Annotated in this window: 6 protein-coding genes; 1 reads left to right on the forward strand and 5 read right to left on the reverse strand. The window is 50.7% G+C overall.

The genetic code is table 11. The features are described 5' to 3' along the window. The 5 genes from BG32_RS10725 to BG32_RS10745 all read right to left on the reverse strand — a co-directional run. On the reverse strand, nucleotides 1–736 hold a 736-nt coding region (locus tag BG32_RS10725), incomplete at its 3' end, for a dipeptide/oligopeptide/nickel ABC transporter ATP-binding protein (RefSeq protein WP_147434965.1). Further along, on the reverse strand, nucleotides 729–1670 hold the full coding sequence (locus BG32_RS10730) for an ABC transporter ATP-binding protein (RefSeq protein WP_220660328.1): 942 nt from the start codon (nucleotides 1668–1670) through the stop codon (nucleotides 729–731). The genes BG32_RS10725 and BG32_RS10730, both read right to left, overlap by 8 nt. A 25-nt stretch (nucleotides 1671–1695) precedes the next feature. After that, nucleotides 1696–2571, reverse strand: a complete 876-nt coding sequence (locus BG32_RS10735; protein WP_121526814.1) for an ABC transporter permease — start codon at nucleotides 2569–2571, stop codon at nucleotides 1696–1698. 12 nt (nucleotides 2572–2583) lie between these two features. Next, nucleotides 2584–3558, reverse strand: a complete 975-nt coding sequence (locus BG32_RS10740; RefSeq protein WP_220660329.1) for an ABC transporter permease — start codon at nucleotides 3556–3558, stop codon at nucleotides 2584–2586. A gap of 74 nt (nucleotides 3559–3632) precedes the next feature. Further along, nucleotides 3633–5165: an ABC transporter substrate-binding protein gene (locus BG32_RS10745; RefSeq protein WP_183084326.1), complete on the reverse strand. Its 1533-nt coding sequence runs from the start codon at nucleotides 5163–5165 to the stop codon at nucleotides 3633–3635. Between the two features lie 243 nt (nucleotides 5166–5408). On the opposite strand from BG32_RS10745, the gene BG32_RS10750 reads away from it, so the two are divergent. After that, nucleotides 5409–6017, forward strand: a complete 609-nt coding sequence (locus BG32_RS10750) for a hypothetical protein (protein WP_147434966.1) — start codon at nucleotides 5409–5411, stop codon at nucleotides 6015–6017. The last annotated feature ends 125 nt before the right edge of the window (nucleotides 6018–6142 follow it).

The following is a 6142-nucleotide window of genomic DNA, read 5'->3' on the forward strand; positions in this document are numbered from 1 at the left end:
TTTTGAGGATATCTTCGCTCGAACCTATCTCCATGATCTTTCCGGCGTACAGGACCATGATCCTCTGAGAGATGTAAGTCGCCACGGAGATATCATGCGTAATGAAAAGCATCGAAGATTTCAGTTCTTCTTGAATCGTTAGAAGCAAATTCAAAACGCCAGCCCTGACAGAAACATCGAGCATCGAGACGCACTCGTCGGCGACTATGAACTTCGGATTGAGGAGCATCGACCGTATTATGGATATCCTCTGCAGCTGGCCCCCGCTTAACTCGTGCGGGTACCTGGTGAGGAGACTCTCGGCCGGTGTCAATTTGGCGTGGTTCATAGTCTCGATTATCCTCTCCAGCCTCTTTTTACCATCGCGTTCGATGCCGTTTATCTTCATGGGCAGGTCCATGCTCTTGTATATTATCACCCGCGGATCGAAGGAGTCGTAGGGGTTCTGAAATATCATCTGCATCTTTCTTCTGAAGTTCCGGTCCCTCTTGTAATCTTTGCCGGAAATCGTCTCGCCCATGAACTCGATCGTTCCGCTCTGCTCGTGTTCCAGTCTGTTAATCACTCGCCCGAGCGTCGTCTTTCCACAGCCACTCTCACCCAGGACGCCGAATATCTCGCCGTCCTTTATCGAGAAGTTCAGACCGTCGACGGCCTTCACATACTGTTTCTTCCCGAACTTTCTAACGGGGAAGTACTTGACCAGGTCCTTGACTTGCAGAATCTCTTTATCCATTAAACTCACCGGCCCTAAAACACTTCACTTTTCTGTCGTTTAAATCCCTCAACTCTGGCTTCTCTTCTCTGCAGCGATCCAGCCTGTAGGTACACCTGTCGTAGAAGATACACCCCTCCGGCGGGTTCGAAAGATCGGGGAGCGTGCCGGGAATACCTCTGAGTCCGCCGCCGTGCGGGTTTAGATCCGGATGGGACTCTACGAGTGCCTTGGTGTAGGGGTTGAGGGGCCGGAAGATGACATCCTTCACGTCGCCATATTCAAGGAGCTCACCGGCATAGACGATCGCTATCTTCGTGCAGAGCTCGTTTACAACTCCTATATCGTGAGTGATCATCATGACCGTCAGGCCAAACTCTTTTACCAATCTCTTGATTTCATCCAGAAGCTGACCCTGGGTTATGACGTCCAGCGCAGTGGTCACCTCGTCCAGTATCACTAATTTCGGGTTGAATATAAGGCCCAGAGATATCATAACCCTCTGCATCATTCCCCCGCTAAGTTCGTGCGGGTACATATTGAGCGTCTTGCGGGGCAGATTGACGACCGACAGCAGCCCTTCTAGCTTCTTGATCGCATCTTCTTTTCTCGTCTCGGGTTCATGGGCGAGAATGGTGTCGTACATCTGGTCGAAAATCTTGTGCACCGGGCTGAGGGCGCTCATGGCTTTCTGGAAGACGATGGACATCTCCACCCAGCGCAACTGCCTGAACTCGTTATCGGACATGTTCAGGATATCCCTGCCGTCAAGAGTGATCGTTGACGCCTCCATGTAACCATTCCCGGGGAGAATGCGCATCAGACCGTGCGCGAGCGTGCTCTTCCCAGATCCCGATTCGCCTATCACCCCAAGTATGTCACCCTCGTTTATATCCAGTGTGAAGTCGCGCACGGCCCTCACCAGTCTGTTCTTCAATCTGTAATTTATATTCACGTTCTCCATCCGAAGCAAAGGCATATCATTCACCCTTCCTATTTTTGGGATTGAACGTGAACTGGAGGCCGTCGCCTATAAAAGAGAAGGCAAGCACGGCCAGAACGACGAAGATCCCCGGGATGATAACCATCCAGGGCGCAAAAGTCATGTAAGGTCTTCCCTGAAAGATCAGTTTTCCCCAGCTTGTGAGGTTTGGATCTCCCAGACCGAGAAAGCTCAGCGAGGCCTCGGTAAGTATGGCTCCCCCCATCTGGAGCGCCGAGTTGGCTATCACCGGAAAAATGCCGTTCGGTATAACGTGGCCGAACAGTATTCTGATCCTTGATTCGCCGGTCGATCTGGCCACCATGATGAAGGTCCTCTCCCTTATCGAGAGCGCCTGAGCTCTCATGAGCCTGGCGTTTCCCGGCCAGGTGGTCAGTCCTATCACGAACATTATGTAGAGTATGTTGCTTCCGAAGATCGAGACGATTATCAGGATCAAAAAGAAGGACGGAATCATCAGGAAGGTATCTACTATCTTGCTTACTACATCGTCGGTAATTCCTCCGTAAAAGCCCGAGAAAGAGCCGATCAAAACGCCGATTATGGCCGAAAGGCCGGCCGCCACGAAGCCCACCGAAAGCGAGATCCTCGTGCCAAACACGACGCGGCTGTAAATATCCCTTCCCAGGTGATCGGTTCCGAAGAGGTGTTCGGCCGACGGCGGTTTAAGAACGTCGTCGGTCATCTCGTCGGGGGTGTAAGGTGTGATCACAGGGGCAAAGAGCGCCATGAAGATAAAGAGAAGCAGCAGCGAGAACCCTATTATCCCCTTACCGCTGGAAAAGTAACTCCTCGCGTATTTAAGTAATTTATTTTCTCTTCTGCTCAACGAGATCTGATTTTCGACCACCATAACAAAACCCCTCTACTGATACCTTATTCTGGGATCTACAAACGCGTAAACCACATCGGTGAGAAGGATGGCAACGCAGATACAAATGGCCATCACTAAATAGATGCCGAGCAACAGATTGTAGTCCCTTCTGAAGACTGCGTCCAGCATCAATCTGCCCATCCCAGGCCACGCAAAGACGATCTCCACGAGGGCCGCACCGGCTATTGAATAGCCGAGGGTCAAGCCGAAAATCGTGATTCCCGGAAGAATGGCGTTCTTGAGAACGTACTTTCTGAATATCTTCTTCCGCGAAAGACCAATAGCGGTAAACGTCGTAATGTATTCGTCCTGATTGACCTGGTCTATCGAGGATCTTGTCACCCTGAAGAAAACAGGAATCTGGATCAAGACAAGGGTCAGGCAGGGAAGAAAGAGGTGGTGCAGGACGTCCCATAGCTTGGCCCAGCCTTCGTAACTGGCCCTGACGTCCAACATCCCCGAAGTCGGAAACACCTTGAAGGTCGATGAAAAGAGGAGTATCAAAACGAGCGCCAGCCAGAAGGAAGGCATGGCGTAGAACACGTAGGAAAAAACGGAGAAGATCGAGTCCAGTATCCTGGTCTTTCTTCGACCTGCAAGGACCGCGAGCAGCGTTCCGAGAGCGAAGGCTATCACCGCCGCCGAAACCGTGAGCAGAATGGTGGCTCCTATCCTTTCCGCTATCAGCCCGTTGACGCTGGTACCGTATATGAAAGAATAACCGAGGTCGCCCTGGAAGATATTCTTGTAGTACAGACCCAGCTGGACCACGAGCGGCTTGTCTAGACCGTACTGCTTCTCGAGAGCCTTCACCACTTCTACTGAGGGCTGTTCGAGACCGGAGATGAGCTGCGCGGGGTTACCGGGGGCCAGGTGGATTATGAAGAAATTTAGAGCCACGATCATGAGAACCATCGGAACAATGCTAAGACTTCTCCTTATGATATATCTTGCAAAGGAAGACAAAGTACCACCTCCAGAAAAAACAGGCGGGGCGATCCGTCCGGACCGCGGAAGACCGCCCCTGAAAGTTCAGCCTGCTAGAAATTGAGCTTGGTCAACGCGTAACTTCCGGTACCTATCTTTCCCGGATTGTGTATATCCAGTCCTTCGACGTAAGTCTTGAAAATGTAGACGTAAGAGACCTCGGCCAGCGGAACGAAAGGAACATCGGCCGCCAGCTGCGCTTGAACTGCGTAGTAGTATGGCTTCCTCAACTCGATATCCGAGATCTTTGCGGCCTCCTTGAGGTTCGAGTCGACGAGTTCGTTCGAATAGCCCATAATATTCAAACCACCGTCTGTGGCGACTCTTAGCGTCAGGTTCTCAGGGTCTGGACCCTGGAATCCATTTAAAAGGGCTATATCGTAGTTGTGTGCGTTCAATACCTTCTCGATCCACGTGGCGATCTCGTACTCGCCCAGGTTGACCTTTATGCCGACTTTTTCCAGGTTTTCCTTGATCACGGCAGCCATGTCCGTCCAGTCGGCGCCCTGGAAGTAGAGAAGATCCATCTCAAATCTCCAGCCGTCGCTTCCTCTGGGGTAACCGGCTTCGTCCAGCAGCTGATCGGCTCTGACCGGGTCGTAAACGGCAGCCTTAACATTCGTATCGATTGCCCAGGGAATGGCCGGCGTGTAGAAGTATTCGCCGATTCCTCCGAAACCGCCGAGAACCTTATCGACGATGGCCTGCTTGTTTATCGCGCAGGAGATAGCCTCTCTGACTTTGAGATTGGTCGACGGTCTTGCTGGATCGGTGAGGTTGAAACCAAGATAGTATCTGCTCGGAGAGGGATTGATCACAACGTTGACTTCGGGATTCATCTTGAGGGTCGAAAGCGTGTTGAAACCCGGCCTGTTCTGGTTGATATCGGCTTCTCCGTTAAGGAACGCCTGCAGAGCGGTGTTTGGATCGGGGATGATCTTGAAGATCAGCCTATCTACGTAAGGTCCCTCGCCCCAATACTCCTCGTTCTTTTCGAGAGTCACATGGTCTCCCTTGACCCACTCGACGAACTTGAATGGGCCCGTACCAACGGGTGCCTGGTTGGCCGGATTGTCGTTCCAATCAGTTCCCTCGTACAGATGGGCCGGCATTATCTGCGTTCCGTACCATGCAAGGAAGGGAATGAATGGAGCGTACGGATCCTGCAACTTGACCACGACGGTGTAATCGTCGAGACATACTACTTCCGTAATCATCGACACGTTGTTGTAAGCGGCACCCTTGTTGTTGACGATAGACTCTAGCGTATACTTGACGTCTCTGGAAGTGAAGAGTTCTCCATCGTGCCACTTGACACCCTTTCTCAGGTGGAACGTGTACTCTTTGCCGTCTTCGGAAACTTCCCAGCTGGTCGCCAGCTGGGGAACCAGATCGTAGTTGACATCCTGCGCAACTAGCTGATCGAAGATGTTTCTGTGAATCCCCGCGCCGTAGTCGTCGGTTTTGCCGCATGGATTGAACCAAATAGGATCACCCATGTAGGCGACCACCAGCGTTTGAGACGCGAGTGCAAAAACCGTGAAGAAACAGATGGAAAATAGCAGAAGCATAGACAACTTTCTCATAAAGCACCTCCCCTTTGGTAGAAATGATGTGGAAAAAGTCCTAAAGAATAATCCCAATTGTGCTAATTGTATTGATGGTATCACAATAGCGACCGACCGGATCATTTGTAATTATAAGGTTATGAAATCGTAACTATAGGTGAGCAATGGAAAGTAAATCCATGATAGAAGATCATAAACAGCTTTGACAGGAGAATATCATCCCACAGGCTCGAATCTTGCAAATCGGTGTATCATATTCTCATGAGAAGACGAACTGAAATACATCAAAACCGCATACTCATCTTGCTTTTACAGATCTCACTCATAAGTCCGTTAATGGCGCTGTATCCGCAGTCTCTGGCCAGTGTGGTTCATACTTTCGACATCATCGGCAGGGGCGCCTATCTCTATCGGAAAGACGGGACCGTGACCGTCATCTGTCATCCGGTCGACGAAGTGTTCTTTTGCTGGATGATGAACACCAACGGTTCGGCTGCCCAGCACGATCACTCCAGATCTCTCTATAGAGACCGGTTCGTCGTTGCGAACGGAAGTTATCCCGTTTTCGTGATGAACGTAAGAAACAACACAGACCGCACGATCATCTTCGGCCCCTCCGACATAACAATAAACGAAATGAAAGTCTCGATTCTCGAACTCAGGAACGAAAGGTTTGAAATCGCCGAAACTGTTATTGTTCCCGGCAACTCCGAAACCAAGATCTTCATATACACCGACGAGACAACAGTAAAAAGCCGCTCCGAGCTCGAGAAGCTGATAGTTAATTTCAGGGAATTCTCCTTCGACTTTCGGAACAACCCCGCCTGGGACTTTCTCAAAAACGACGTAGTGATATACCTGAAATACTAAACGGATTCTTTACCTGTCAGGCTTGTGAAAATTCCAAAGGTCCTCTTTTGACTCGTACTCAGTTGTTCACCAAAGAAATTCACTGTCTTCCCCTGGAAAGACCCGTCCTTCGTCGCCCGTCCAAG

Source organism: Mesotoga sp. HF07.pep.5.2.highcov, from assembly GCF_003666285.1.
Lineage (GTDB): Bacteria > Thermotogota > Thermotogae > Petrotogales > Kosmotogaceae > Mesotoga > Mesotoga prima.

What these genes read in the sequence shown, in the direction of transcription:
- BG32_RS10745 (WP_183084326.1), bottom strand. Translation starts at nt 5,165, where the DNA reads ATGAGAAAGTTGTCTATGCTTCTGCTATTTTCCATCTGTTTCTTCACG.
- BG32_RS10750 (WP_147434966.1), top strand. Translation starts at nt 5,409, where the DNA reads ATGAGAAGACGAACTGAAATACATCAAAACCGCATACTCATCTTGCTT.
- BG32_RS10735 (WP_121526814.1), bottom strand. Translation starts at nt 2,571, where the DNA reads ATGGTGGTCGAAAATCAGATCTCGTTGAGCAGAAGAGAAAATAAATTA.